The sequence below is a fragment of the Nostoc sp. NZL genome (assembly GCF_015714705.1).
GTDB classification, from domain to species: Bacteria; Cyanobacteriota; Cyanobacteriia; order Cyanobacteriales; family Nostocaceae; genus Nostoc; species Nostoc foliaceum_A.
In genome coordinates, this window is the sequence record NZ_WBKL01000128.1 from 32,642 (window position 1) to 57,461 (window position 24,820).

23 protein-coding genes and 3 pseudogenes are annotated in these 24,820 nt (G+C 40.7%); 10 read left to right on the forward strand and 16 right to left on the reverse strand.

All coding sequences use genetic code 11. From position 1 onward, the window contains the following. Positions 1 to 2: 2 nt before the first annotated feature. From F8R90_RS18525 to F8R90_RS33870, 6 genes are read right to left on the reverse strand one after another with little or no spacing between them, the layout of a single operon-like run. A complete protein-coding gene (locus tag F8R90_RS18525) occupies positions 3 to 221 on the reverse strand; it encodes a hypothetical protein (protein WP_196511565.1) in 219 nt (72 codons plus the stop codon). A 27-nt stretch (positions 222 to 248) separates the two neighbouring features. Then, positions 249 to 650, reverse strand: coding sequence for a DUF6876 family protein (locus tag F8R90_RS18530; protein WP_196511566.1), 402 nt, complete (start codon positions 648 to 650; stop codon positions 249 to 251). Between the two features lie 42 nt (positions 651 to 692). Then, the gene (locus tag F8R90_RS18535) at positions 693 to 998 is read right to left on the reverse strand and encodes a hypothetical protein (RefSeq protein ID WP_196511567.1); all 306 of its coding nucleotides are present in this window, start codon (positions 996 to 998) and stop codon (positions 693 to 695) included. Beyond that, complete coding sequence (locus tag F8R90_RS18540) at positions 991 to 2,565, reverse strand: AAA family ATPase (RefSeq protein ID WP_196511568.1); 1,575 nt, start codon at positions 2,563 to 2,565, stop codon at positions 991 to 993. The genes F8R90_RS18535 and F8R90_RS18540 overlap by 8 nt, the downstream gene beginning before the upstream one ends. Before the next feature lie 16 nt (positions 2,566 to 2,581). Then, the gene (locus F8R90_RS18545; RefSeq protein WP_196511569.1) at positions 2,582 to 3,223 is read right to left on the reverse strand and encodes an IS630 family transposase; all 642 of its coding nucleotides are present in this window, start codon (positions 3,221 to 3,223) and stop codon (positions 2,582 to 2,584) included. Beyond that, a complete protein-coding gene (locus F8R90_RS33870; RefSeq protein WP_196511570.1) occupies positions 3,142 to 3,528 on the reverse strand; it encodes a helix-turn-helix domain-containing protein in 387 nt (128 codons plus the stop codon). The genes F8R90_RS18545 and F8R90_RS33870 overlap by 82 nt, the downstream gene beginning before the upstream one ends. A gap of 57 nt (positions 3,529 to 3,585) precedes the next feature. Between F8R90_RS33870 and F8R90_RS18555 the strand changes: the two are divergent. Continuing rightward, positions 3,586 to 4,017, forward strand: a pseudogene (locus tag F8R90_RS18555) (hypothetical protein); the annotation flags it as partial. A gap of 116 nt (positions 4,018 to 4,133) precedes the next feature. On the opposite strand, the gene F8R90_RS18560 reads toward F8R90_RS18555, so the two are convergent. From F8R90_RS18560 to folD, 3 genes are all read right to left on the reverse strand, one after another. Next, positions 4,134 to 4,589: a divergent PAP2 family protein gene (locus tag F8R90_RS18560; RefSeq protein WP_190894381.1), complete on the reverse strand. Its 456-nt coding sequence runs from the start codon at positions 4,587 to 4,589 to the stop codon at positions 4,134 to 4,136. Positions 4,590 to 4,859: 270 nt separating this feature from the next. Continuing rightward, positions 4,860 to 5,792: a geranylgeranyl diphosphate synthase CrtE gene (gene crtE, locus F8R90_RS18565; protein ID WP_196511061.1), complete on the reverse strand. Its 933-nt coding sequence runs from the start codon at positions 5,790 to 5,792 to the stop codon at positions 4,860 to 4,862. Between the two features lie 138 nt (positions 5,793 to 5,930). Further along, positions 5,931 to 6,809, reverse strand: coding sequence for a bifunctional methylenetetrahydrofolate dehydrogenase/methenyltetrahydrofolate cyclohydrolase FolD (folD, locus tag F8R90_RS18570; protein WP_196511060.1), 879 nt, complete (start codon positions 6,807 to 6,809; stop codon positions 5,931 to 5,933). A gap of 285 nt (positions 6,810 to 7,094) precedes the next feature. On the opposite strand from folD, the gene F8R90_RS18575 reads away from it, so the two are divergent. The 3 genes from F8R90_RS18575 (at position 7,095) to F8R90_RS18585 (ending at position 9,263) form a co-directional block, all read left to right on the forward strand. Further along, entirely contained in the window at positions 7,095 to 7,583 is a 489-nt protein-coding gene (locus tag F8R90_RS18575; protein ID WP_196511059.1) for a hypothetical protein, read from the forward strand. Positions 7,584 to 7,604: 21 nt separating this feature from the next. Next, on the forward strand, positions 7,605 to 8,036 hold the full coding sequence (locus F8R90_RS18580; RefSeq protein WP_196511058.1) for an NUDIX hydrolase: 432 nt from the start codon (positions 7,605 to 7,607) through the stop codon (positions 8,034 to 8,036). Between the two features lie 123 nt (positions 8,037 to 8,159). Then, positions 8,160 to 9,263, forward strand: coding sequence for an AI-2E family transporter (locus F8R90_RS18585; RefSeq protein WP_196511057.1), 1,104 nt, complete (start codon positions 8,160 to 8,162; stop codon positions 9,261 to 9,263). 89 nt (positions 9,264 to 9,352) lie between these two features. Here the strand turns inward: F8R90_RS18585 and F8R90_RS18590 are convergent, their stop codons facing one another. Both F8R90_RS18590 and F8R90_RS18595 read right to left on the reverse strand, forming a co-directional pair. Then, positions 9,353 to 10,792, reverse strand: a complete 1,440-nt coding sequence (locus F8R90_RS18590) for a sensor histidine kinase (protein WP_442946746.1) — start codon at positions 10,790 to 10,792, stop codon at positions 9,353 to 9,355. Positions 10,793 to 11,233: 441 nt separating this feature from the next. Then, entirely contained in the window at positions 11,234 to 11,455 is a 222-nt protein-coding gene (locus F8R90_RS18595) for a PEP-CTERM sorting domain-containing protein (protein WP_196511056.1), read from the reverse strand. Between the two features lie 172 nt (positions 11,456 to 11,627). Here F8R90_RS18595 and F8R90_RS18600 point away from each other — a divergent pair, with 172 nt between their 5' ends. Continuing rightward, a complete protein-coding gene (locus tag F8R90_RS18600) occupies positions 11,628 to 13,229 on the forward strand; it encodes an alkaline phosphatase D family protein (protein ID WP_196511055.1) in 1,602 nt (533 codons plus the stop codon). A gap of 229 nt (positions 13,230 to 13,458) precedes the next feature. Next, on the forward strand, positions 13,459 to 13,908 hold the full coding sequence (locus F8R90_RS18605) for a hypothetical protein (RefSeq protein ID WP_196511054.1): 450 nt from the start codon (positions 13,459 to 13,461) through the stop codon (positions 13,906 to 13,908). Positions 13,909 to 14,071: 163 nt separating this feature from the next. Here the strand turns inward: F8R90_RS18605 and F8R90_RS18610 are convergent, their stop codons facing one another. After that, positions 14,072 to 14,845: an MlaE family lipid ABC transporter permease subunit gene (locus tag F8R90_RS18610; protein ID WP_190894372.1), complete on the reverse strand. Its 774-nt coding sequence runs from the start codon at positions 14,843 to 14,845 to the stop codon at positions 14,072 to 14,074. Positions 14,846 to 15,132: 287 nt separating this feature from the next. On the opposite strand from F8R90_RS18610, the gene F8R90_RS18615 reads away from it, so the two are divergent. After that, complete coding sequence (locus F8R90_RS18615; RefSeq protein WP_196511053.1) at positions 15,133 to 15,456, forward strand: hypothetical protein; 324 nt, start codon at positions 15,133 to 15,135, stop codon at positions 15,454 to 15,456. A 457-nt stretch (positions 15,457 to 15,913) separates the two neighbouring features. Here the strand turns inward: F8R90_RS18615 and F8R90_RS18620 are convergent, their stop codons facing one another. The 3 genes from F8R90_RS18620 to F8R90_RS18630 form a co-directional block, all read right to left on the reverse strand. Continuing rightward, positions 15,914 to 16,072, reverse strand: a complete 159-nt coding sequence (locus tag F8R90_RS18620; RefSeq protein ID WP_196511052.1) for a hypothetical protein — start codon at positions 16,070 to 16,072, stop codon at positions 15,914 to 15,916. A gap of 614 nt (positions 16,073 to 16,686) precedes the next feature. Then, complete coding sequence (locus F8R90_RS18625) at positions 16,687 to 16,917, reverse strand: hypothetical protein (protein ID WP_190894370.1); 231 nt, start codon at positions 16,915 to 16,917, stop codon at positions 16,687 to 16,689. A 227-nt stretch (positions 16,918 to 17,144) separates the two neighbouring features. Further along, entirely contained in the window at positions 17,145 to 17,534 is a 390-nt protein-coding gene (locus F8R90_RS18630; RefSeq protein WP_196511906.1) for a hypothetical protein, read from the reverse strand. Positions 17,535 to 18,214: 680 nt separating this feature from the next. On the opposite strand from F8R90_RS18630, the gene F8R90_RS18635 reads away from it, so the two are divergent. The 3 genes and pseudogenes from F8R90_RS18635 to F8R90_RS18645 all read left to right on the forward strand — a co-directional run. Further along, positions 18,215 to 21,769 (forward strand): NB-ARC domain-containing protein, encoded by a 3,555-nt coding sequence (locus tag F8R90_RS18635; RefSeq protein WP_196511907.1) that lies wholly within the window; start codon positions 18,215 to 18,217, stop codon positions 21,767 to 21,769. Positions 21,770 to 21,996: 227 nt separating this feature from the next. After that, positions 21,997 to 23,322: a KamA family radical SAM protein gene (locus F8R90_RS18640; RefSeq protein ID WP_196511908.1), complete on the forward strand. Its 1,326-nt coding sequence runs from the start codon at positions 21,997 to 21,999 to the stop codon at positions 23,320 to 23,322. A gap of 91 nt (positions 23,323 to 23,413) precedes the next feature. Then, positions 23,414 to 24,538 (forward strand): annotated as a pseudogene (locus F8R90_RS18645) (hypothetical protein); the annotation flags it as partial. A 31-nt stretch (positions 24,539 to 24,569) separates the two neighbouring features. Here the strand turns inward: F8R90_RS18645 and F8R90_RS18650 are convergent. Continuing rightward, positions 24,570 to 24,820: pseudogene (locus tag F8R90_RS18650) on the reverse strand (ISKra4 family transposase); the annotation flags it as partial.

Genomic DNA, 24,820 nt, shown 5'->3' on the forward strand with positions numbered 1-24,820 from the left:
CATTACTCACTGGATTTTTGTTGATATTCAATTGAGATAATCGCCTCGTAAATCTCAAACAATGCTTCAATTGCATCACCCAAAACTAAATCATTAGATGTAGTGAAATATTCACTTTGTTCTAATTTCTGGTATTCTGGCAACGCTGACAGCAGCTTGAGATTTTCCTCACTACCTCGAATAATTGCTTTTATTTGCTCAACTGTTATAGTTTTATTCATGGCTTTACCTGATGTTTTTGAGAAGCATTAACGTTCACTTGGCAACAGCAAAACTTTGTTCTCTAGATAGAGCTTGATTGTTTTCAGTGGAAAGTCAGTCAATATAATTTCCTGCCTAACTAATGGCTTAATTCCTGCATTTGGAGTATCTTCCCAGCAAGTTAAAACAGCATCTTTCCCTGGTTTTGGCTTGATAAATTCATGCTCTTTACCAACGACTAACAACCAGAGTTGAAAATCGTAACTTTGGAGCTTTCTTTGGTAAGAGGCAATAGCATCAATTAGCCAGTATGCCTGCGCCTCATCTGCAAGAAATTTCACTCCATCAGTAAAATGAAACCCTAGAAAGTGTTTGTAATAGCTTTCAGTTCCCGTGAATTGCTGTAGCTGCTGTTCAAGTTTCTGGGCTAGTTCTTCTTGAGCTTGCATGATAAATCCTCAATCATCAAATTCAAAAAGCGACAGCATTAGTTACAAATATTCTATGAAATAATCATCGTCATCCTCTTCAAAATCGTCTAAATCTTCTCTAACTTCTGCCTCGCAGTTTTCACAGACTCCCTCTATACCACCATAAATTACAGCAAATTCAAATCTTTCAACACCACCCCAAAACTGACCACATAGGTAACAAAAACCATGTTCACGAGCGTGTTTAGTGCAGTAATATTCAGGATTTTCTGTCACCCCTGATTCAGTTGGGTAAAAGCATTCTGTAACGTCTGTGCTTTCACAACCTGGATGTTGACATTTACTCATTTCAACTAGATTATTCATCAACTTCCAAAAGTGATGTTTCTTCACTGTTCACACAGACTCTAGAACTGGCACTTTTAGCACCACTGCGTTCTGCCCATTTGATTAATGATTGAATTTGAACCCATGCGATTTGAGACAAGGGAACGCAGCCAGCGATCGCATCTAACAAATCCCCCTCTGTAAATTCCTCCCCCCTGCTAAACCCTTGCTGCATTGCCTCATAAATCACTTGCTCAATCTCCGCGCCTGAGAAATCCCTACCACGAGAGGCGAGTAAGTCAAAATCAAACTCGTTATCAATAACCTGCTGCGGTCTGAGTCTGGAAAGATGAACTCTGAAAATTTGCGATCGCTCTTGTTGATTGGGAAGGTCAAGCCAAAATAGTTCGTCTAACCTGCCCTTGCGTAACATTTCGGCTGGAAGTAGCTCGACATTATTGGCAGTGGCAATGATAAAAACCGGTGCCGTTTTCTCCTGCATCCAGGTGAGTAGTGTTCCAAATACACGGCGGCTAGTTCCAGAATCACCATCAGAACCGTTGGTAATATTGCCAAATGCTTTGTCCAATTCATCAATCATCAAACAGCAGGGAGCGATCGCCTCAGCCAGTCTAATTACCTGCCTCACCCGTGATTCACTTTCACCAACAACCCCCCCAAATAACCGCCCAACATCCAGCCGCAGGAGTGGCAGTTTCCATTCAGCCGCAATGGTTTTAGCCGAAAGTGACTTACCTGTGCCTTGAATACCTGCAAGTAACACCCCTTTAGGAGCGGGTAAACCATATTTTCTAGCCCTATCACTGAAACTTTGACTACGAACTTTTACCCAAGCTTTCAAATTCTCCAAGCCCCCTACAGACTCCAGTCCAGCTTGCACGGGAATAAATTCTAAAATGCCTGTCTCGCATACTGCTTGGCGCTTTTCTTCAATCACGGCAGCGATCGCACTTTCATCAACCTTTCCCGACTTGGCCAAACATTTTGCCAGCACCCGACTGATGCGGCAGCGGCTCAATCCCTGGCAAGCTTTGATTAATTGCTCACGGTCTGGTTCAGTAATCGCGGTTTTCTTGCCAACTAAGTCATTAATGAGGATGGAAATTTCTGTAGCAGTAGGCAATGAGAAATCTACAATCGTAGTTTCTTCACGCAGTTCCAGAGGTAGCCTGAGTTGGTCGCTAAGTAGTACAAGTGTGCGCCTGTCTCGTGCAATGTCCCGCGCCAAATTCTTAATCTCTCGAACCAGAGGCAATTGTGCTGGGGTAATTTGACCGTTGCTGCCAGGGGCAATCAGAGTACAAATGTCTTTTAATACGAATAACGCCACCTGATCCGTTGGAGATTTTGCCACACGCGCCAAGGCATTCATCGGGTTGCCCTTGTCCTGTCCAGAATTGTCTGACCAACCACGGGCATAGTCCCAGAAATAAATCTGACCCTTGCGGGATTGGGCGATCGCAATTAATTCTTTCTCTGCTATCTCTTCCTCTGGCGTGACTACGTAAATCAGAGGAAATCTAGCAGCCAGCATCAATTCAAGTTCTGATTTTTCACCAGCTTTACACCCTGCTTTGCTTTGCATACAGCAGTTTCGGCTGTTATGAGGTACAGTAGCAGCAATTAGCAAACCAATTTCTTAAATGTTGAGGATTTATTAAGTCGAGTGCAACTGATATTATTTTATCAACCATTTCTGTTGTAGTTGGAGCAAAACTGCGTAAAAAAGATTTAAGTTGTGACCACCATAATTCAATTGGATTAAAATCGGGAGAATATGGGGATAAACAAAGAACTGAAGCGCCGACAGCTTCAATCATTGGCACAATTGAATCGAGTTTATGTGCGGATAAATTATCCATAACTACCACTGCTCCTGACCATAACTCTGGCACTAGAAACTTCTCAATAAATAATTCAAAAGCTTCGCCATCCATTGAATTATTCATTGTCATTAATGCAACTACTTTTTTAATACTAATTGCTCCAATTACTGTAACTTTTGATCCCCGATAGAAGGGGTTAAGAGAGTAAGCTCTTGTTCCAATTTGTGAACGGGCATGAGTCCTTGTTAAACCAAGTAAAACGCCAGTTTCGTCCAAAAATACTAAATTTTCTGGCTCTATATGTTTGACCTTTTCCCAAAAATCTAATCTTAAATTCAGGACTCTCTCCGTGCCTGCTTGGGTACTCCGCTTTGTTTTTTTTTCCGATTTAATCCTAATTTCTGTAACGCCCGACACATTGCACTTCGACCTACCCAATTACCAGTCTTATCTGCGAATAATTCACATAACTCTATCAATGTTGCATCAGGATGTGATTCAACTAATTCTCTCAACTCTATGTCAGCATTTGTTAGATGACTAAATTGTGGCTTTCCTCGTGGCTTGCATTGTAAGTTTCCTTCAACTTTTTGTTGTTTTACAAGCTTTTGGACTAAACTCTTTGAGACGGAAAATATATTAGCTACTTTCCTGATTGAGATGTTTTTCTGAAGATGTGCCGCAACTATTTTTTCTCGAAAATCGACAGAGTATGACTTCATTTAAAAATATTTATATTTTAATCTAGTGTACCTTATAACAGACGGAAGTGCTGTAACAAAATTGATGATGCCAATCGATGGGCAAGGTATGTCAGCAATATTGTTGGCTTGTCTGCCATCATTACGACTCGACCAACAACGCCAGATGCGCAGCCACTGGCACAAGCACAGCAACAGCCGCGGCAACAGCAACAGGCACAGCTACAGCAACCTCAGCAGACAGTTTATAATCCTCAAGCATTAGGAGAGGGTTATGCAGTGCTAGTAGATTATTACAATCGTCCTGAACTAGTAAATAGTGTGCAGCAAGTAGTGGGAGGTAACGTAGGTTTTGTTTCTTATGGACAACGCCCTTACTTGTTGGCAGTTTATACCACTAACCAAACTGAAGCATACAACACATTGCAGAAGCTGAACAATGGCGGTTTTGTTGGAAGTATAGTAGATAGCCGTAAGGTGATTATGCTGCGCTCAACTGTTCGGTTGTAGTGATATTAAGTTTGCTGAAATACTGATGCGGTCTACCAGGGTGGTAATTTGTCAGCTGACAAATTACCAGTTACCAATTACAAATAGTGGCTCAAACAAAGATTCATTGCCCTAGCTTAATAAGCAGACCTAGCTAACCAATAGATAGTTATACCCAAAGCCGACCCAGCAATTACCTGAACTGGTGTATGTCCTAGTAATTCCTTCAAACGGTCTTGACTAAAGTCTGGTTTTTCATGAAATAATTCATCAATCATTTGATTGAGGATACGAGCTTGCTTACCAGCCGCTTGACGAACTCCCGCCGCATCATACATGACGATGATGGCAAAAACGATCGCAACGGCAAAATCAGGAGATGCCCAACCCAGTGTTTGCCCTACACCAGCGGCTAGAGCTGTAACTAAAGCTGAATGGGCACTGGGCATCCCTCCTGTTGTCACCAAAACACGTACATTCAGTTTGCGATGTTTGATGATCTCGACTACGAGCTTTAGTGCTTGAGCAATTAAACAAGCTACCAGAGCAACCAGCAGCACCCGGTTGTCTAAAATGTTGCCTATGTCCTGCATGGGATTTTGGTTAGGTTAGTAAATATTAGCAGCAGTTGTCGGTTGAGGAAACATTTAGATTCAACCCAAAATCCAAAATTAACCTAGTACATCATGGCGGAAACAGACCAATGATTCAAAATAGCCTAAAAGCTGATCAAATAAGCTTTTGGAATTTTGAATGAGTGAATTCCGCTGGGCGGTAGTAGTACAGTATGGTGTAAATAAACCACCCATTCCAAATCAATAAAACGCTTGCGGTATAGGAATTACAAATTCCGCAAAGCTGTACTAGTTATTGCGGCTGATAATAAAATGAGCGATCGCTTGGAGTGTCTTGGCTCTCTCCCCAAATGGTTCTAATTCCGCACAAGCTGCTTTAACTAGCTCTTGGGCTTTTGAGCGCGATTCCTCAAGTCCCCAAAGGCTGGGATAAGTCACTTTCTTCGCTTTTTGGTCTTTACCAGCTGTTTTGCCTAATTGCTCTTGAGTAGAAGTGATATCCAGAATATCATCTATGATTTGGAATGCTAGCCCAATATTTTGAGCATAACGGGTCAGTCGTTGTACATCTTCAGGTGATGCCCCAGTTATGATCCCGCCACAAACTACGCAGGCTTCCAAAAGAGCGGCCGTTTTGTGTTTATGAATGAAATTTAGCGTTTCTAGGGAAATATCTGATTTACCTTCCGACTCTAAATCGACTACTTGACCGCCGACCAAACCAGCTGCTCCCAGCGCCCGACCAAGACGGACAACTACCTGCAAGACTAGCTCTCTCTTAACACTTTGGGGGGTTTGAAGGGCAACAAACTCAAAGGCGAGAGCCAACAAGCCATCTCCAGCCAAAATCGCCACATCATCGCCATAGACTTTATGATTTGTCAGCTTCCCACGACGGTAATCGTCATTATCCATCGCTGGGAGGTCGTCATGAATCAACGACATTGTATGGATCATTTCCACAGCACAAGCCGTTGGCATGGCCATTTCGATGGTTCCACCCATCATTTCACAGGTAGCAAGGCAAAGAATGGGACGTACACGCTTGCCTCCAGCTAATAACGAGTAGCGCATCGCCTCATAAATCTTTTCTGGATAAATGATGGGGATAGCCTGATCTAAAGCATTATCACAAAGCTTTTGTCGCTCTTTCAGATAAGCTGCTAAGTTAAACGTGGCTTCCTCTGGTGGTGTCTTTTGAACGTTATCAGTTGCTACCATTCTTAAGTTCCTGACATTTTGGGATTTTTGTCTTATACGTCACAATTTTAAGGTGCTGTGGCGCTGAAAAAATGAAGAGTTGGGAGTTAGGAGTTAGGAATTAAGATTAATAACTCTTAACTCATCACTCCTCACTCCTCACTCTCTTACCGCCCTGGAATAGCTGGCAAATGTATTTTGCAACAATATGGCGACAGTCATAGGGCCAACACCACCAGGAACGGGGGTGATAAATTCTGCTACAGCAGCTGTTGATTCAAAGTGGACATCGCCAATTAAGCGACTTTTGCCACTAGGATCGGTGACGCGATTCATTCCCACATCTACCACAACAGCGCCCGGTTTCACCATATCAGCAGTGATCAGTCCGGGACGACCTACTGCTGCAATTAGAATATCAGCATTTTGGGTGATGGTTTTGAGGTCATGCGATCGCGAGTGAGCGATCGTAACTGTGGCATCACCTTCTAGGAGCATCAGTGCCATCGGCTTACCTACCAAAATACTGCGTCCCACCACTACTGCCTGTTTTCCCTGCAAGGGAATTTCATATTCTTCTAAAAGCCGCATCACACCAGCAGGGGTGCAGCTGCGTAAACCAGTTTCTCCCCGTACTAGTCGCCCCAAGTTAACTGGGTGCAGTCCATCAGCATCTTTATCGGGATCAATTTGATGTAGCAGAGCCACAGCATCCAAGTGGTTAGGTAAGGGCAGCTGCACAAGAATTCCATCCACCCGTTCATCGTGGTTTAGTGCAGCGATTACCTCTTCTAACTCTTCAAAGGTAGTTTGGGCGGGAAAATGCTTACCAAAAGAGGCGATGCCAACTTTAGCGCAGGCTTTTTCTTTATTACGCACATAAGCTGCTGACGCTGGATTATCGCCAACCATCAGCACTGCTAAACCAGGGGGTCGTCCAATTTTTGGTTGTAATTGTGTAATGGCAACAGAAAGTTCTTGCTGAATTTTTGCAGCTAAAGCTTTGCCATCAAGGAGTTTGGCCGTTTTTGTTTCCATGAGAATTCCCAGCTATATTCGCCATTCTGTCAAAATTCAGCCGCTTCTGATCTAGGCGGAGTCAACAGTCTAAAATCCAGAGTTAAAATATTGATTTTTGACTCTTGACTTTTAACTACTTTTGTGATCCTGCTTGATGTCGTAGCGTTTTTCTCACAGTAAATCCATAATGTTTATTTTCTCAGATCAATGGCGTTATCTGAAGAATAAAGAATTAAGGATGAAACTCAGAACATTTTTTGCTCTGTTGAGAGTGTGTTTCTGAAAGCGCAGAGAATAGTATAGATGGGAACAGACCTGATGAAACTGGCGACAAAGCAAGCAGTGAAGCAAAAATTTGCTCAATCGGTGGCTTTCATGCAACAAACAAGAAATTTGTCCCTTTCGTTCTTGTACGGGCACGGTATGATTCCCTACCGCTTGGGGCTGATTTTTTTATTGGTGGTAGGACTTTGTAGTTGTGGTAATTTAACTTCGTCTGGCTTGAATAGGAGTAATTTCAAAATTGGTAGCAATGTCACCCCAATTCGAGAAATTAAACCAGAACAAGACAATCAGGCTATAGTTTACATCCAAGGTCAGGTGGAAAAGCAAGCTCCTCTGATGAAGCAGTGGGCTTATCAAATTAATGACTCGACTGGCAAAATTTGGGTTGTCACCAATCAAAAGAATCTGGTCGAGGGGGCACAAGTGGTCATTAAAGGGAAAGTTCGCTACCGAAGTATCCCCTTAGCTGGGAAAGAATTGGGGGAAGTTTATCTAGAAGAAGAGTAATCAGGAATTAAAAATGAACATATGAACAATAAACCGGTGCATGTAGCGATCGCAATTCTCTACCAAAATAACAAGTTTCTCATGCAACTGCGCGACAACATCCCCGGTATTCTCTACCCTGGTTACTGGGCACTATTTGGCGGTCATATCGAACCTGGTGAAACGCCAGAGGTAGCTGTGAAGCGAGAAATCTTAGAAGAAATCGGCTACAACCTACCACCCTTTGGGGAATTTGGCTGTTATCCCGACGAAAGAGTAGTCCGTCATGTCTTTCATGCACCACTCTTAGTGGAATTAAATCAACTGGTTTTGACTGAAGGATGGGATATGGGGTTATTGACCCCAGAAGATATCCACCAAGGTAACTGTTATTCGCAAAACGCTGGTGAAGTGAGACCTTTGGGGAATATGCATCAACGAATTATGTTGGATTTTATAGAGACAAACCAATAAACCTAGTTTATCCCTGCTTGCGCATATTGCAATTGCAGCATGATCTCCTAGATGACGATATGCTTTTTCATAAATCCAAACTGAAGCCAAAATTAAGTTAGAACTCTTGTGGAGTCATCACTAATGCAATCAGCAAACAAACTACCGCGATGGTTAACTATAGGATTGGCATTTCCCATTGCTATTCTCAACGGTTGGCTATTACTCCAGGTTATACAGTACTTTCAACCCTTGGTCAGCATTATTGCCGCCGCCATTCTACTAGCTTTTGTCTTGAACTATCCAATCCAGTTTCTCCAAGAACAAGGGGTGAAACGCAACCTAGCGATCGGGGGAGTGTTACTTTTAACTGTAGTGGTTTTAGTAGCTTTAGGCATCACCTTGGTTCCCCTGATTATCCAACAGCTTAACGAGCTAGCGAATATCTTGCCTAGTTGGATTGATTCTGGTACTCAGCAGTTGCAAGCTTTCCAAGATTGGGCGTTAAGTCAACAACAGCTTCCCATTAATTTAAGTGGTTTATTTACCCAAGTTCTTGAACGATTATCTAATCAACTGCAATCCTTCACTGGTAGAATTCTTGGTTTTGCCGTCGATACTATTGGTATTGTCCTCAACGTGTTGCTGGCGGTAGTTTTGACTATCTACCTAATATTGAACGGCGAACGTCTTTGGGATGGAATTTTTCAGTGGTTTCCCCATAACATTGGGTTAAGAGTACGGGAATTACTGCGAGAGGATTTCCACAATTACTTTATTGGTCAAGCAACATTGGGAGCTGTGTTGGGGGTGACAATTACACTGGCATTTTTGGCGCTGCAAGTTCCCTTGGCTCTGCTTTTTGGCATCGGTATTGGTTTATTTTCTCTTTTCCCCTTTGGTACAGGAGTAGGTATTGCCATAGTAAGTTTGTTGGTGGCGCTGCAAAACTTTTGGTTAGGAGTTGAAGTCTTAGGTGTAGCTGTTGCCATCGACCAAGTTAATTCTAACTTTATAGCACCTAGAATTCTCGGTAATTTGACTGGTTTAAATCCCGTGTGGGTGGTAATTTCTTTGCTGTTGGGGGCAAAATTGGGAGGAGTGCTGGGCTTGTTAATTGCGATCCCTATTGCTAGTTTTATCAAAGATACAACAGATAGCTGGCGGGCTGGAGAGTTTAATAAGATAGATGATATCGTGTCAGAACCTGTAAAGCTCACTAGTGAAACAGCAGGAACTTATAGTTAAAATTCAATATCTAAGTGAAGGAAAACTGACAATATTGACTATTTCTAAAAATATCTATCCCTTGCTTATTACTTGTTTTTTTAAGCTTGTTAATAATTAAGTGGAACGGGAATTTTAATAATAAACTCAGTCCCTTTGCCAAAAGCCGACATGCATTGCAGTTGACCACCGTGTTTTTCTACAACAATCTGATAGCTGATAGATAAACCTAATCCTGTTCCTTTACCAACAGGTTTAGTGGTGAAAAAGGGATCAAACAATCGGTTTTGGATGCTCTCTGGGATTCCCGGGCCATTATCGGAAATACGAATCATTACTTGCTTGTCATCAGTGAGTTGAGTATGAATGCAAATTTTGCCTTTATCCCTTAGCGATGAAGTAGGTGCTTCGCCTTCGCGCAGGGTATGGCTAATGGCTAATGACTCTTCTATCGCATCAATGGCATTCGCCAAAATATTCATAAACACCTGATTAAGTAATCCAGCGTAGCACTCAACTTGCGGAATATCACCGTATTCCTTAATTATGTTTATGCTTCCACCGAATTGGTTATTTTTAAGACGACTTTGTAAAATTAACAGGGTGCTATCAATACCTTCATGAATATCAACTAATTTTTTCTCAGATTCATCAAGACGAGAAAAATTTCGTAAGGAAAGAATGATTTGCTCGATTCGTTTGGTGCCAACCTCCATAGAGGTGAGAAGATGGGGGAGATCAGTACTTAAAAAATCCAGTTCAATTTGTGCGATCGCAGTTTTAATATCCGCTTCTGGTTCAGGATAACATTGTTGGTATAATCCAATGAGATTGAGTAGATTTTGGCTGTATTCGATTGCGTGAACAAGGTTACCAGCAATAAAGTTGACGGGGTTATTGATTTCATGTGCAATACCAGCAACGAGTTGTCCTAAGGCAGCCATTTTTTCATTCTGGATTAATTGCGTATAGTTCTGTTGAAGATCACGAAAACCTACTTTAGCGACTCTAGATTGTTCCTCTACTTCCTTTAATTCAACAAGTGTTAAGACATGAATTTGAGAGTAAGCTAAGAGTAATTGATGAAAATCGACGAGCTTATATTTTCCAGACGAAGTTTTCACTAAAATCGGCTCATAAGCAATTTGAGGTGATTGTTGCAAAGTTGCCTGAGTGGCATTGACAATGAGCATATCTTCAGAAAATGCTAATATCTCTTGCTGGAAAAACTTGTAAAGAATTTTAATTGGTCTTATAGAAAATAGTGCCAAACTATAGGTTTGACTCATATGCTCAAAAAATTTCCGCCGCGAAATCATCCCCACATACTGTTGATTATTATTTAGAATAATTCCCGGCAGTAAAGGCTCTTGCTTAAAGAGCATAGCTAAATCATTACCTGGACGCTCTACTTCGATGTGAACCTGCCAACAGGGTAATTCTTGCAAAGTTGACTCTAATCGCAAGTTTGACTCATTAGCATTTGTCATGCCACCCATAGTCAGCATACTCTCAAGCCTTGACTGCTGAGATAATATTTCTGGTAACATCTTGAATATCCGTCTCTATAATTTCAAAGTTCATCAATCGTTACAAACTTATGTTTCCCAAATTGCGACCCAAAATTCACAAAGCAGATATGGGAATATAAAGTACTTCAGGAAATCCAATACTTTTCTGACTGCGTACACATTTAGCGGTGAGGGGGTAGCAGTCTTCTCGGTTCGCACTACGTCTCGCAGAGAAGGGGAGACGCTAAGAGCGATAACGAGTCTTGTCTACGATACACCAAGAGGGAACGAGTGTCAGGGCTTATCATTAGACATCGCTTCTTCACGAGCATATTTTTAACATAGGATAAAAAAACTCTGAGCGGTCGGCAAAAAAAGAATGAAGTACAAATTTCTCATACTTCATTGCTTTATATTGAATCAATTATCTATTGTTTTCAATGAGTTACTACAAACAATATTAGCTGTCCCAAAAAAAGGTTAAGATTTAACCTTTTCTATTGATGTTGTCTTTTTCTTCAAGATCCAAGCAAGACCACAAGCAAAAAGAGTAGCACCTAAGTTTGTAGGCTCAGGTACTTTTCTATAAGACACTTTACCAGAAAAAACTTCAGTATTTGGTGAAGTCCTAGAAAAAATTGTAAAATCCTCACCAATAATTTCGTAACTTCTAGAATTTGAAGGATTAGCTTTTTGTCCCATTGGTTCTATGCAAACTCACAGGTAAACGATGTAAGTTAATTTAGATTAATTGTAATTAGAAACATTGCAATTTTTTTATTAACCCTTGGATAACCCAATCTTTACTTATTGCTATAACAGAATGTGCTAAACACTTATCCTGTAATACTTCTTAAGCTTGCCATTATTTATCATGGAATCTAATCGCCCATTACAGCTAAATCGCCGCCAGTTTTTGCTCCATTCAACTATCACAGCAGGTGGAATTATTGCCACAAATTTTGTATCCAAATCACAAGTTTTTGCTCAAGCGCCTGCAATCATCACCTCCGATAAAATGCGTCCTGCGATACCTTATGGCGTAGCTAGCGGAGATATCTCCAACGATAGCATCGTCATTTGGAGTCGCAGCGATCGCCCTGCAAAAATGGTAGTAGAATATTCTACCAGCGAATCTTTTCGCAATGTGCGGCGAGTTGTGGGGCCCAATGCTTTAAAACATAGCGACTTTACAGCACGACTTTATCTGAGGAACCTGCCACCAGACCAACAATTATTTTATCGGGTAATCTTCCAAGATTTAGATTATAAAGGCACTTACAGCGCTCCTTTTCGTGGCAGTTTCCGAACTCCTCCAAAATATGGACGAGATATATTCTTTGTTTGGGGTGGCGACACTGCCGGTCAGGGATGGGGGATTAATCCTGATTTCGGTGGGATGAAAATTTACGAAACTATGCGCCAACTTAATCCCGACTTTTTCATTCATTCTGGCGATAATATTTATGCAGATGGCCCGATTCAATCACAAGTAACTCTAGACGACGGCACTATTTGGAGAAATATCACTACACCAGAAAAATCAAAAGTAGCAGAAACTCTCACAGAATTTCGTGGCAACTATATATACAATTTGCTGGATGAAAACATCAAGCGTTTCAACGCTGAAGTTCCCATATTGGCACAGTGGGACGACCATGAAACTACAAATAATTGGTATCCTGGGGAATTTCTTATCAACGATGACCGCTACACAGTTAAGGATGTTAACTTGCTAGCCCAAAGGGCAAGACAAGCATTTTTAGAATATCTACCTATTGGGTATGCAACTGAAAATCCAGATAAAGCAAGAATTTATCGCTCTTTCAACTATGGCCCGTTATTAGATATTTTCATGTTGGATGAACGCACCTATCGGGGACCAAACACGCCTAATCGTCAGCCAGTGTCAAGTAAAGAAACAGAATTTTTGAGCAGACAACAAGTGCAATGGTTGAAAAGACAATTGCTCTCATCAAAAGCAACATGGAAAGTAATTGCTAGTGATATGCCCTTAGGACTAATAGTTAGAGACGGTAGCACGGACTTTGAAGCTTGGGCTAACGGAGATGGCCCAGCTTTAGGAAGAGAACTAGAACTTGCCGATTTATTACGATTTATTAAAAACAAGAATATTCAGAATGTTGTTTGGTTAACTGCTGATGTCCATTATGCAGCAGCCCACTATTACGACCCCAGTAAAGCGCAATTTACCGACTTTAAGCCTTTTTGGGAGTTCGTCGCCGGGCCTCTTAACTCTGGCACATTTGGGCCAAACCAGTTAGAAAATACTTTTGGCCCACAATTGATATTTCAAAGCCTTCCTCCAGGTACAAAAGCAAATCGGCCCCCAAGCGAAGGTTTGCAATTCTTTGGAGGAGTTAAAATTGATAGAAATACAAAAGTGATGACAGTAACACTGCGTAACTTGCTAGGAGAAACTCTTTACAGTGTAGATTTGCCTCCAGAAAAATAAGTTACTAAAAGTGGAGCGGAATATAGCCAGTTAGATAGAGTAATTACGCAATTTTTTACTCTGTCTGCTGGCTATGTTGTTTCTTTGCTGAGATATTCAAGAAGAAAAAATCTGCGCTGCTGGATGACGGTATGATTGAATCACGCATCGAGTTCGGATTATGCGAAGGCTGAGTTATAAAATTCAGTAATGGAATAAGACCTTGACCCCGTACTAGGAATATCAACCCATGCTAATTTTGAAAAGAGTTCCTTGGGTGTCCCTGGCGCTAGTACTGCTGAGTTACAGTACTTTGGGCTGGGTAATATCTGAAACGCGTGCTCCTCTGTTTGTGTGGCTGGTGACTGTGGTTGCTATCTTGATTTTAATAGTAGCACTGACCACTCCTTGGCCGAAAATGACATATTACTTCAGTATTTTGCTTAAATCAAATACTAGGTCTTTCGGCATTGCCGTCTTAGCAGCTTTCTTATTTTTTATTATGATTGCCTGGTTTCGGGTATTTCTTGATACTTTACTGATCATTTCGGCGACTATATTAGTCAGGATAGATTTTCAAATAGCAGGTCTTAGGGAAGGGTTAGCCTTTTGGACTGCATCTATCTTTTCATTGACAGGTTTGGCCTTGGGTGCGCTAATCTACAAGTTAATATATTCCCAAATTTCGCTAACGTTTTGAAGTATACCCAAAAAGGCTAGCGATGCCTTCTCTAGGAGACGCTACGCGAACGGTGGGCCGCACCAACGCTTCAGAACCAGTATTACTTACCCACAACTTCCTTTTTACCTCCGATTCCCGGCTTCTTAAAAAAGCCGGGAATCTTGTTCTTCAATACTTGGGTTCAAAATGCAGGCTGTTCAAACAGCAGTAGAGAAAGGAAAAAATCCATGATAAAAATTGATACCCAACTAGTAACAACTGCTTTGGTTGCAGATTCTCCTACTTCCTTTGCTCCCCCTTTTGTAGTTAAACCCCAACTACAGCCAATCACAGCAACCAGCACTCCAAAAATAAACCCTTTTAGCAAAATAATAAACAAATCTGATGGTTCTAAAAAATTTCTGACTGATTCTAAAAATATTTCGGGAATAATTTTGTAAAACTGTGAAGCAGCAAAAACTCCGCCGATGATGCCTGTAACTAAAGCCAAAATTGTCATCAAAGGCACCATCAAACAACAAGCAATTACTCTAGGAAGTACTAGATAATCAATTGGATCAGTTTTGAGCATATAAAGTGCATCAATTTGCTCTGTGACTCGCATTGCACCTATTTCTGCTGCAAAAGCAGAACCTACTTGTCCCGCCATAATACTAGCGGTCAAAATTGGAGCTAATTCTCTGCAAAAAGCTAAGGCAAAAGCACCTCCCACAGCATTGACAGCACCAAATCGCACTAATTCCCTCGCTGTCTGAATAGTAAAAATCATTCCTGCAAAACCGCTGACAAGCAGAACTGGAGAGATAGAACCTGGCCCAGCAGTAACCAGATGTTGCAGAATCTTGCGATAGTAAGTTTTTCCCTGAAGAAAATGTAGCCACACTTGACCGAAAAGCAGTACTGCCGCAAAACAGCGTATAATCTCAGATTGCTCGAAATTTGTTTTTATTCGCAATTTTATTGTCCTTAAGACTGGCTTTTTTTGCACATATATTATGTCAATTCTCCAAAATAAGACTACAGATACAAATGGTGGAAACCCAGCCAGATGTAATCTGACTTTCTCAATTACATAGACGCAGTTTCCTGTAGGGTATTACGAATTGGTATTAGGGTATGGTACATGAACAGACGCACTAGATGTTTACCCTCAAAGTTGAGGAGGTGTTTAGGCATGGTTCAACTCAAAGGGTTTAAATATTTAATAATATTTCCAAATAATGTAATGTTAAATAATTTTTTATGAACAACATAAAAACCGTAGTCTTTGTGTTATTTTTGATACTAGCTTTAAGCGTAGCACACCCAGCTTTTGCATCTGTATGCCGCAATTACAATGTCTACGAGGGGCTACATCACAAGATTTGCATTCTCAGTATCAACCGAAGTGCTAAAAATTATTGGGAATACAGGGCAACCATTAGTGTAGATGGAGTAAAAAGACCCACTGAGGTTTATAATTGTCGCGAACGAGTCAAGGTTCAACAAGGTGGAACAATTTTGCCCTTTGAGCAAAACGACCCTGGTGAGATGATATGCAGTTTTTTTAATTCTTCTCGGCGGTAAACACACACCAGATAATAAAGATCGTAAAACCTAGATAGGCGAATACTGTTAGCCATTCTTGCCAGCTACCAAATGCATTATTCATCAGCAAAATTCGGAAAATTAATATTTCTCAATCCTACACGCTGAGGCTGCCAGTTGCTTGCTGTATTTTGGAAGATAAAGGCTATGCAAAAATTCTTAGCTAATTTTCTGGAATCGATATCATTGGGATGGTAGTACATATTAGAGCATCGATATTATACTTAACCTCTATAACTAACCTTCGGGGAATATAGCCCCATTGTTTACGCTTCAAAACCCGGTTTTAACGACCGGGTTTTTGATGGGTAATACCAATTCTCTAAGAAACTCCACCAAATCAGACTTGGCGAGACAATGGAATTTTGCCACTTGTTCTATGCAACTTCACAGGTAATCAGTATAAGTTCGTAGTCAAAACTTTAATTATTATCTTTTAACCACTAAAGTGATTACAACAAACCCTCAAAACTAGCTTTAGCACTTCCAATACGGTTTGCTTAAGGGAAGAGACGCGATAAATCGCCGTCTCTACAAAGGACTGATTATTGTAAAGACGGCGATTTATCGCGTCTTTACAATCTATAACTTTCATCAAAAAACCTTATCCGAACTATATTGCTAGCACTCTTATAGCGGTTCTCGTTTAGGTGAGGTATACCCGTAGGGGCACGGCACTGCCCATTGGTGTCAACTTAAGCTAAAAGCCTTTTCAAATCTCGTTTCCAGCCTTTGGGCTGGAAATGCTATTCCTGGCGGCTCTGCCGCCAGCAAGGGAGGCGGAGCCTCTAAGACGGCATTCCCAGTCGGAGACTGGGAACAAGACAACGAGACAATATCTAAAAGCTGCTTCTAGGATGGGTTTCACCTTAAGTTGACACGTATGGGCACTGCCGTGCCCCTACACCTGGCGATATAATGTTGTACCGCATCTGAGTGGGAACCGCTATAAATACAGTTAAAAATACTTAGAGACGAAATTTTCACGGTTCTAAAAAACTTTGCAAAGGAATTCAAACTTTCACATTAGTACAGCACGGATACAGCCAGCTATCACCTCTATTAAGCAAACAAGGGGCAAAAGCAATTGTTAAGGGTAAGCAAGCTTCCACCACAGTGTACTAGAAGCAATATTGTTGATTTAGAGTGAAATAGGATATTAGTTGAAAATGATGCAAGATGTGAAAGTCGAATATTATTTGTGAGATTTTAACGAACAGATTCAAAAATTACTGTCGTCAATATTAAGCAAAGGAGAACAAGTCCACACCGAAAAATAATCCAATATAAAATAAAGGGTAGTAGACTCATAGCAATATGCGATCCTCCGAAAATAGCTGATAAAACGTAAGCGATCGCTAGACCAAATAATGCCAATAAAAAATATTTAATGAACTTGGATGTCAAACGAAATAACAAGCTGTGACGATTTGTAGTCATATTTTTCTCCTGATAGTTGAATAAAAAAATAACAGGGTTGATGTAGTACCAATAAGCACTATATCAACCCTGCTGTAGTCTTTTTCTAGACTCTCTTGGGCTGGGAAACTATTCACTTGTTAACCCCAATAACGAAAACAATTTTTTACTGTTTCTCTAAACCTTGAGGTGAAATCAGTGGCTGTTGTTGATTAATAGTTAGAATAATCAGCAAAAAACAACCAAACTCAGTCCCTATCCAACAATTCAGATACCATCCAGCCAAATATCGGCGCGGTATTTCCCTTCTTGCATCGAGAAAAGTCCAGTCTGAGTAGTCCAAACCCCTTCTTTAACAATTCTCTCAATCCCACTCGAAAGCGATCGCGATAGATAGATACCTGACTTTGCGTATCTGTTGTATCTGTCGGTAACTCCTCTAAATACCTATTTAGATCCGCATGAACGCAACGAAAAGAACCTCGGAAAGAGATGACACGCAGCTCAAACTCTTCGGTTCCGATCTTGCGGATAGTCACTTCAATTATTCCATCCTTGCAAGTGTGACAGGCAAGAATATCTTTTTCAAGCAACTCAAAGAATTCCTGAGCAGAATTTGAAGTTTCAGGTGTTGGCATAGTGTGGGGTACCTCAGTGCTAGTTACTTCAGCTATCCTCGCGGTTCACACCTAATTTGTTATCGATTTTACATTTATTGTTATAGATTCTACATTTACTTTATTAATATTGTCAATCTAGTTGATAACCTAAATTGACAAGTTGATAATTTAGAGTATAGTTAGTAGTGTCTTGTCAATACGCTTTTCTGTAAAATGCTAGGCGATGTCTACGACGGGCTACGCTAACGCGCAGGACTGGAGACTGGGAAACCTTATAAATAAATTTATAGAGGTTGCGGTTGAGTCCAATACAGACCTAACCTTCAACCCCTTCCCTACCTCTCCCAATACGGTTCGGTTAAGGGAAGAGACGCGATAAATCGCCGTCTCTACAAAGGACTGATTATTGTAAAGACGGCGATTTATCGCGTCTTTGTGATCTATAACTTTCATCAAAAAACCTTATCCGAACCGTATTGAACCCTCTCCTATGAGGAGAGGGAAGTGGAAAAACTTTTATTGCTGGAACAGGAGTAAAATTCAAAACCTCTCTCCTGCTTGGAGAAAGAGCAAATGTAAAATTTAGGTCAGGGTCGATTTCATCTTCTCCCGTTTTATCTGCCCATTGATGACTGGATAAAGCAATAGAAATATACCTCACATATCGATAAATAGTTTTGGCTGGAGAAATTTACTTCATGACGGAAATTCCTGAAAGTTTCTTGAGAGCGGTTGCAGCTGAACACAATGTATCTGAGGCTGAGGTAAGTGCCTTACTTCTAGCTTTAGCTGGCCAAACGGCAGAGTCTATTGCAACTACTCTTGAAATTAGTGCAGCAGCAGTGCGGAAGCGGCTTGGTTCGGTTTACCAAAAGTTTGACATTGCTGGGAGTACTCCTGGGAAATTAGAGGTGATCAGGAGTATCTTCCAGGAAAGATATCAGTTATCAACAGTAGTTAATGCTTCATCCTGTTATGATTTTGGCGAAGCGCCGGATGTCCCCGTTTTCTTTGGGCGTGAGTCGGAGTTAGAGGTTTTAGAGCAATGGGTAAACAAAGATCGTTGTCGGCTTATAGCCATATTTGGTATGGGGGGAATTGGCAAAACAGCGTTATCTATTAAGCTGGCACAGAAAATTCAGGGACAGTTTGAGTATGTTATCTGGCGATCGCTACGTCATGCACCCTCTGTTAAGGAGATTTTTGCAGACCTGATTGAGTTTTTTTCCAAAAAGAATGAGCCTAAAGAAGTAGGAATTTCGCAATTGATTGCCTATTTGCGGAAACATCGCTGTTTATTGGTACTAGATAATGTAGAGTCAGTCCTGCTTGGAGGCGATTATGTTGGACAATATCGAGAAGGATATGAAGAATATGGAGAACTTTTCCGCCAAGTTGGGGAAGTGCCTCATCAAAGCTGTTTAGTCTTAACCAGTCGTGAAAGTCCCAAAGAAATTGTCACCCTAGAAGGAAACAATCTTAAAGTTCAATCCTTGCAGCTAAGTGGGCTAGAAAATATCGCCGCAAAAAGCATATTTGTGGGTAAAGGTGATTTTTTAGGTTCAGAAAAAGACTGGAACAAATTAATTAATCAATATGCAGGTAATCCTTTAGCTTTAAAAATCGTTTGTAATACAATTCAAGAAGTCTTTGGTAGCAATATATCAGAGTTCATTAGTTGTGATATTTCCGTGCTTTTTGGAGATATTCGCAATCTATTAGAACAACAGTTTAATCGACTATCAAATTTAGAAAAAGAAATTTTATACTGGCTAGGAATTAATTGCAAACCCACTTCTTTTGTAGAATTACAAGCAGATATTATTTCAACAACATCACAGCCAGAATTAATTGAAGCTTTAGAATCACTACGACGGCGATCGCTAATTTTTAACGAGAAGGGTTTGGCGAAATTCATGCTCCAAGCTGTGGTTATGGAGTATATAATTAGCCAATTTGTTAACCAAGTTTGCGAAGAAATTATTTCCGAAATTAATCTAGAAAATATTTCCTTATTAAAGAGCCATGCTTTACTCAAAGCGCAAACCCCAGGAAAGATTAGAAATGCCCAAATTCGTTTAATTTTAGAACCAGTTGCTGAAAAAATAATTAATACATTTGGCAACAAACATCGGATTAAAAAACATCTATTAAAAATCATAGAATTACTACAAGTCAATACCCCTTTGACATCTGGCTATGCTGGCGGTAATATTATTAACCTCCTTTGTCATCTGGGAATTGATTTAAATGGATGTGATTTTTCCAATTTAAAGATATGGCAAGCATACCTAATAAGTGTGAAATTGCATAATGTCAACTTTGCTTACTCTGACTTATCTAAGTCTGTATTTACAGGAATATTCGATAGTATTTTGTCAGTGGCATTTAACCCTATAAATGGAGAAATTGTCGCTACAGGTGACGCTGATGGTCGGATTAGCTTTTGGCAAGCTACATATGGTGAGCAACTGTTTCATTGGAAGGCACATGCTAACTGGGTAAGAACTGTTGCCTTTAGTCCCGATGGTAAAACTTTAGTAAGTAGTAGTGATGACCATACTGTAAAACTATGGGATGTTGATAGCCAAAAACACCTCATGACTCTTGAGGAACATACTAGCTGGGTCAGGTCTGTTGCCTTTAGTCCTGATGGCAAAATTGTCGCCAGTGCTAGTAGCGATAAAACCATTAGACTTTGGGATTTAAGTAACCAACAATGCTGGAAAATTTTAAAGGGACATAGTTACTTCGTTCGTTCTGTTGCCTTCAGCCCTGATGGAAAAATACTCGCCAGTGGTAGTGCTGACCAAACTGTGAAGTTATGGGATGTGAAAACAGGTAAATGTTTCAAAACTCTGGAGGGACACACCAAATTAGTCCAATCTGTGGTTTTTAGTTCTGATGGTGAAATACTTGCTAGTTGTAGCGAGGACAAAACTGTGAAACTCTGGGATGTTGAAACAGGGAAATTATTAAAAACTTTGGAAGGACACACCAATTTGATTCATTCTATAGCCTTGAGTCCGATCCCCTCTGCACAAGGAGGAGGAATCATGGCCAGTTGTAGCGACGACAAAACTGTGAAACTCTGGGATGTTGAAACAGGGAAATTATTAAAAACTTTAGAAGGGCATAGTAATTCTATTCAGTCTGTTGCATTTAGTCCTGACGGGAAAACACTCGCCAGTGGTGGCTATGACAAAACCGTTCGGTTCTGGGACATTGAGACTTATCAATGTATCCAAATTTTGCAGGGATACACCAATTGGGTACACGATCTAGCCCTAAGTCCAGATGGGAAGATAATTGCTAGTAGCAATGATGATAAAACCGTTAGGCTGTGGGATGTTCAGACTGACCAATGTATCAGCACTTTAGAAGGACATGCTGGCCGCCTCTGGTCTGTTGCTTTTAGCCCGCTTCCTGGTGGACTATTAGCTAGCGGTGGTGATGACCAAACCATCCGCTTTTGGGATACTCTGAGTGGACAGTGTGTGAAAGTTTTGCAAAATAGCGATCGCATTCGCTCTATTGCTTTTAGTCATGATGGTCAAATTCTGGCTAGTGGTAGTGTTGACTGCAACATCAAGCTATGGAATATTCGGACTGGCCAATGCTTTGAAACTTTACAGGGACATACAAATTGGGTGCAGTCTGTCAGTTTTAGCCCTGATGGTGAAATCCTCGCCAGTGGAAGTGATGATAAAACATTGCGCCTATGGAATGTTTATACAGGGGAATGTATTCGGGTTTTGGAAGGACATACTATGCTAATTTGGTCTGTTGCTTTTAGCCCACTTCTCCCTTCACAAGGGCAATTTGGAGGGTTATTAGCTAGTGGCGGTGATGACAAAACAGTCCGGCTATGGGATGTTCAGACTGGCGAATGTCGCAAAACTTTAGTCAATAATGATTGGATACGTTCTGTTGCTTTTAGTCCTGATGGTAAGATTATTGGCTGTGCTTGTGTTAATCACACTGTAGAAATTTGGGATGTTGACACAGGTAAACGTCTAATTATTTTGCAAGGACATAATAATTGGGTTCGTTCTGTTACCTTTAGTTCGGATGGAACTTTGTATAGTGGTTCCCAGGATGGAGCTATTAAGCAATGGAATGTCAAAACTGGAGAGTGTATCAAAACACTCATGTCAAAAAGACCTTATGAAGGAATGAATATCAAGGGGCTATCTGGTCTAGGCGAAGAACAAAAAAATACACTTAAAGAATTGGGTGCTATTGAAGATTAATCTGTTAATTAAAAATAATCATGATGCTATTTAATTGCACTCTTATATATAAATGTGTATTAGTTTCTTATTGTTGAAGATCATGATTTTTTTTATAAGGATTGCCATTATGCCAAATTATATCGGTTGGATGATTTTTCAAAACAATATGACTCATACTATTGCAAAATGTCACCATAGTTGCTAGATACTTCCAGTATTTTTATTTAAATTAAAATAATAATTAAATGTCGCAACTTAACCCTAAAAAAATTCAGTTATATGAAATTAAAGATATAGATCGGCTTCCGCAACTGCAAAAACTTTCAACAGCAGACCGCTTGGCAATGAAAGCAGTTGCCCAAGTATTGCCGTTCCGTGTCAATAATTACGTAGTAGAGGAACTGATTGACTGGGAGAATATTCCCGATGATCCCATCTTTCGCCTTACCTTTCCTCAAAAAGAAATGTTGGCTCCTGAATCTCTAGACAAGGTTATTTGGCATCTGCAAAATTCTACGCCAGAAGAACTGCGTCAGGTAGTAAATACAATGCGATCGCAACTCAATCCCCATCCAGGCGGACAGGCAGAACATAATATTCCCACTTTAGATGGAAAACAAGTACCAGGAATTCAACATAAATATCCCGAAACAGTCTTGATTTTTCCGACAGCAGGTCAAACTTGTCATGCATATTGCACATTTTGTTTCCGTTGGCCGCAGTTTGTGAAGATGGACGGAATGAAATTTGCTACCCGTGAATCAGGAATTTTCCAAGAGTATCTCCGCCAACATCAAGAAGTCACAGATGTTTTAATTACTGGCGGAGATCCAATGACAATGAAAGCTAGACATCTGGCTTTATATATTGAACCACTGCTAAATTCTGATTTTGAACATATCCGGACAATTCGGATTGGTACTAAATCAGTCGCTTACTGGCCTTATCGCTTTGTTACAGATGAAGATGCTGATGATATCTTACGTTTGTTTGAGAAAGTGACTAGTTCAGGCAAACATCTGTCGATTATGGCGCACTACGATCATCCGACAGAAATTAAAACTGAAATTGCTCAAGCAGCGCTCCAACGTATTCGTAGTACAGGCGCACAGATTCGCACCCAAGGGCCACTGATGCAGGGAATTAATGATTCTCCGCAAGTATGGATAAAGATGTGGAAAGAACAAGTTCGTCTTGGTTGCATTCCCTACTATATGTTTATGGAACGAGATACTGGAGCAAAAAATTGCTTTGAAGTACCAATTATTCGAGCTTGGGAAATTTATCAAGCAGCAATACAAAAGGTGTCTGGGTTAGCTCGCACGGCTCGGGGCCCAGTCATGTCAGCACTACCGGGTAAAGTTGCAGTGGATGGCGTAACTGAAATTTATGGCGAGAAAGTATTTGTACTTTCTTTTTTGCAAGGACGCGATCCCAATTGGTGTAAACGCCCTTTCTTTGCACGTTATGACGAGAAAGCAACTTGGCTAACTGATTTAGTTCCAGCGATGGGAGAAAAGGAATTTTTTTATGAGAATAAATTACAGGAAATTCTGAAAATACAAAGTTGAATTGGGGACTGGGGAATAATTTATACCCATTTCCAGAAACTTTTAAGAGATTTTATTGGTCTGGTTCTCCAAATTCTGCAAAAATCAGCCAATGTCATCTTCTACTCAAGGTATTCCCGGATTACCTGATTTGACGCATCCGATTGAGCTTGTCCAATTTGGAACTGAGGCGCTCAAAGCTTCATTGTTATTAGTATTTTTGATTGTAGCTTTGGGAGTTGCGATCGCACTGATCAGTTTTTCCCTGCGTCGAAGCCAGCCGGAACAACTTATATTCATTGGCGAATGGGCTGTTCGTTATTCCCAACTCTTGCGGGGATTGCAGCATTTAACTCTAGTATTAGTTCTGTTAATACCGGGATTTTTTCTCTGTTCAACTTTAAGCAATCGCTATCACCACTGGGAACAAGCAAAGGTGGCTCAAGTGGCTGAAAGTGTTGCAGGTGAAAAGCTTGAACAATTTGCGCCTCAAGTGCGCTACTCTATTCGAGAGCCATACTCATATACCACTCAAGTCGATGGCAAAATAGTTAAGGTAAATGAAACACGAGAGATCAACCGCTTCTTGATGCTGGCTAGTTCGCAAATTCAAGTCAAGCTTGACCAAAGTGTAGATGTTCCAGGTCGTAGTTCAATTTATCGCGCAGATTATACTGCCGATTATAAAGTAGTTAACCAACTCAAGGATATTAATAATTTTTTCTTTGAAGCACCGCCACCCAACGGCTCCATACTTCTTGCTAGCTACAAAATCGAGCGTGACGGGACTAGGTTACAACAAACCAATCCGGGAGACTATGGCTTTCCCTTCCGGCTGCAACCAGGGGAAGAAACCACCTTTCGAGTCACCTATCAGGCTAGAGGCGGGCCTCGCTGGGTTTATAGTGCAGGGGGACAGATGCTATCTAACTTCCGCCTCATCGCAATTGCTAACTTTGCTCCAGCTAATTTTGCCAGTGGTATTGAACCTGATGAAATTAAATCTGACGGACGCAGTACAGAATTTACTTGGAAATTTGACGATAATGTTTCAGTCAAAAATCCATTTGGAGTGTTTACTAATACCGAGCCTATTAAGAATACGGGGGTAATTCCGCGTCTTTTATTACTAGCACCAGCAATCTTTTTGTGGTGGATATTGTTGTTATATTTGTCACTGCCAATGAGTTTCAAAAATGTAGCGATCGCTGCTAGTATTTTCTTTGCTTGTCTGTTGACTTGGGAGCATCCACTTTTGGCAGAAAGACTTAAATAGTTAACAAACCATTGAGATAAGCACAACGAATAGAGAGGATGTGATTAACACTATCAACATTCCACTGTGCGCCAGAAATTTTAATTCTCGCACCAATTTGTTTAATAGCAGATTCAACTGCTCCAGAACCAATAGAACAAAGTTGTTCAGCCTGGTAATAGGCATAGTTGACAATACGAGAGCGATGTTTTTCAAGATAAGCAATGAAGTTCTTCGCCTGTTTACCTCGGCAATGAAGAAATA

Bases quoted from the DNA above. Each gene is read 5' to 3' on its own strand.
- F8R90_RS18620 (WP_196511052.1), bottom strand. From the start codon at position 16,072: ATGAAAGTTATAGATTGTAAAGACGCGATAAATCGCCGTCTTTACAAT.
- F8R90_RS18640 (WP_196511908.1), top strand. From the start codon at position 21,997: ATGTCGCAACTTAACCCTAAAAAAATTCAGTTATATGAAATTAAAGAT.
- F8R90_RS18595 (WP_196511056.1), bottom strand. From the start codon at position 11,455: ATGGGACAAAAAGCTAATCCTTCAAATTCTAGAAGTTACGAAATTATT.
- F8R90_RS18600 (WP_196511055.1), top strand. From the start codon at position 11,628: ATGGAATCTAATCGCCCATTACAGCTAAATCGCCGCCAGTTTTTGCTC.
- F8R90_RS18635 (WP_196511907.1), top strand. From the start codon at position 18,215: ATGACGGAAATTCCTGAAAGTTTCTTGAGAGCGGTTGCAGCTGAACAC.
- F8R90_RS18580 (WP_196511058.1), top strand. From the start codon at position 7,605: ATGAACAATAAACCGGTGCATGTAGCGATCGCAATTCTCTACCAAAAT.
- F8R90_RS18525 (WP_196511565.1), bottom strand. From the start codon at position 221: ATGAATAAAACTATAACAGTTGAGCAAATAAAAGCAATTATTCGAGGT.
- F8R90_RS18630 (WP_196511906.1), bottom strand. From the start codon at position 17,534: ATGCCAACACCTGAAACTTCAAATTCTGCTCAGGAATTCTTTGAGTTG.
- folD (WP_196511060.1), bottom strand. From the start codon at position 6,809: ATGGAAACAAAAACGGCCAAACTCCTTGATGGCAAAGCTTTAGCTGCA.
- F8R90_RS33870 (WP_196511570.1), bottom strand. From the start codon at position 3,528: ATGAAGTCATACTCTGTCGATTTTCGAGAAAAAATAGTTGCGGCACAT.
- F8R90_RS18585 (WP_196511057.1), top strand. From the start codon at position 8,160: ATGCAATCAGCAAACAAACTACCGCGATGGTTAACTATAGGATTGGCA.
- F8R90_RS18560 (WP_190894381.1), bottom strand. From the start codon at position 4,589: ATGCAGGACATAGGCAACATTTTAGACAACCGGGTGCTGCTGGTTGCT.
- F8R90_RS18575 (WP_196511059.1), top strand. From the start codon at position 7,095: ATGGGAACAGACCTGATGAAACTGGCGACAAAGCAAGCAGTGAAGCAA.
- F8R90_RS18625 (WP_190894370.1), bottom strand. From the start codon at position 16,917: ATGACTACAAATCGTCACAGCTTGTTATTTCGTTTGACATCCAAGTTC.
- F8R90_RS18535 (WP_196511567.1), bottom strand. From the start codon at position 998: ATGAATAATCTAGTTGAAATGAGTAAATGTCAACATCCAGGTTGTGAA.
- F8R90_RS18540 (WP_196511568.1), bottom strand. From the start codon at position 2,565: ATGCAAAGCAAAGCAGGGTGTAAAGCTGGTGAAAAATCAGAACTTGAA.
- F8R90_RS18590 (WP_442946746.1), bottom strand. From the start codon at position 10,792: ATGTTACCAGAAATATTATCTCAGCAGTCAAGGCTTGAGAGTATGCTG.
- F8R90_RS18605 (WP_196511054.1), top strand. From the start codon at position 13,459: ATGCTAATTTTGAAAAGAGTTCCTTGGGTGTCCCTGGCGCTAGTACTG.
- crtE (WP_196511061.1), bottom strand. From the start codon at position 5,792: ATGGTAGCAACTGATAACGTTCAAAAGACACCACCAGAGGAAGCCACG.
- F8R90_RS18530 (WP_196511566.1), bottom strand. From the start codon at position 650: ATGCAAGCTCAAGAAGAACTAGCCCAGAAACTTGAACAGCAGCTACAG.
- F8R90_RS18615 (WP_196511053.1), top strand. From the start codon at position 15,133: ATGAACAACATAAAAACCGTAGTCTTTGTGTTATTTTTGATACTAGCT.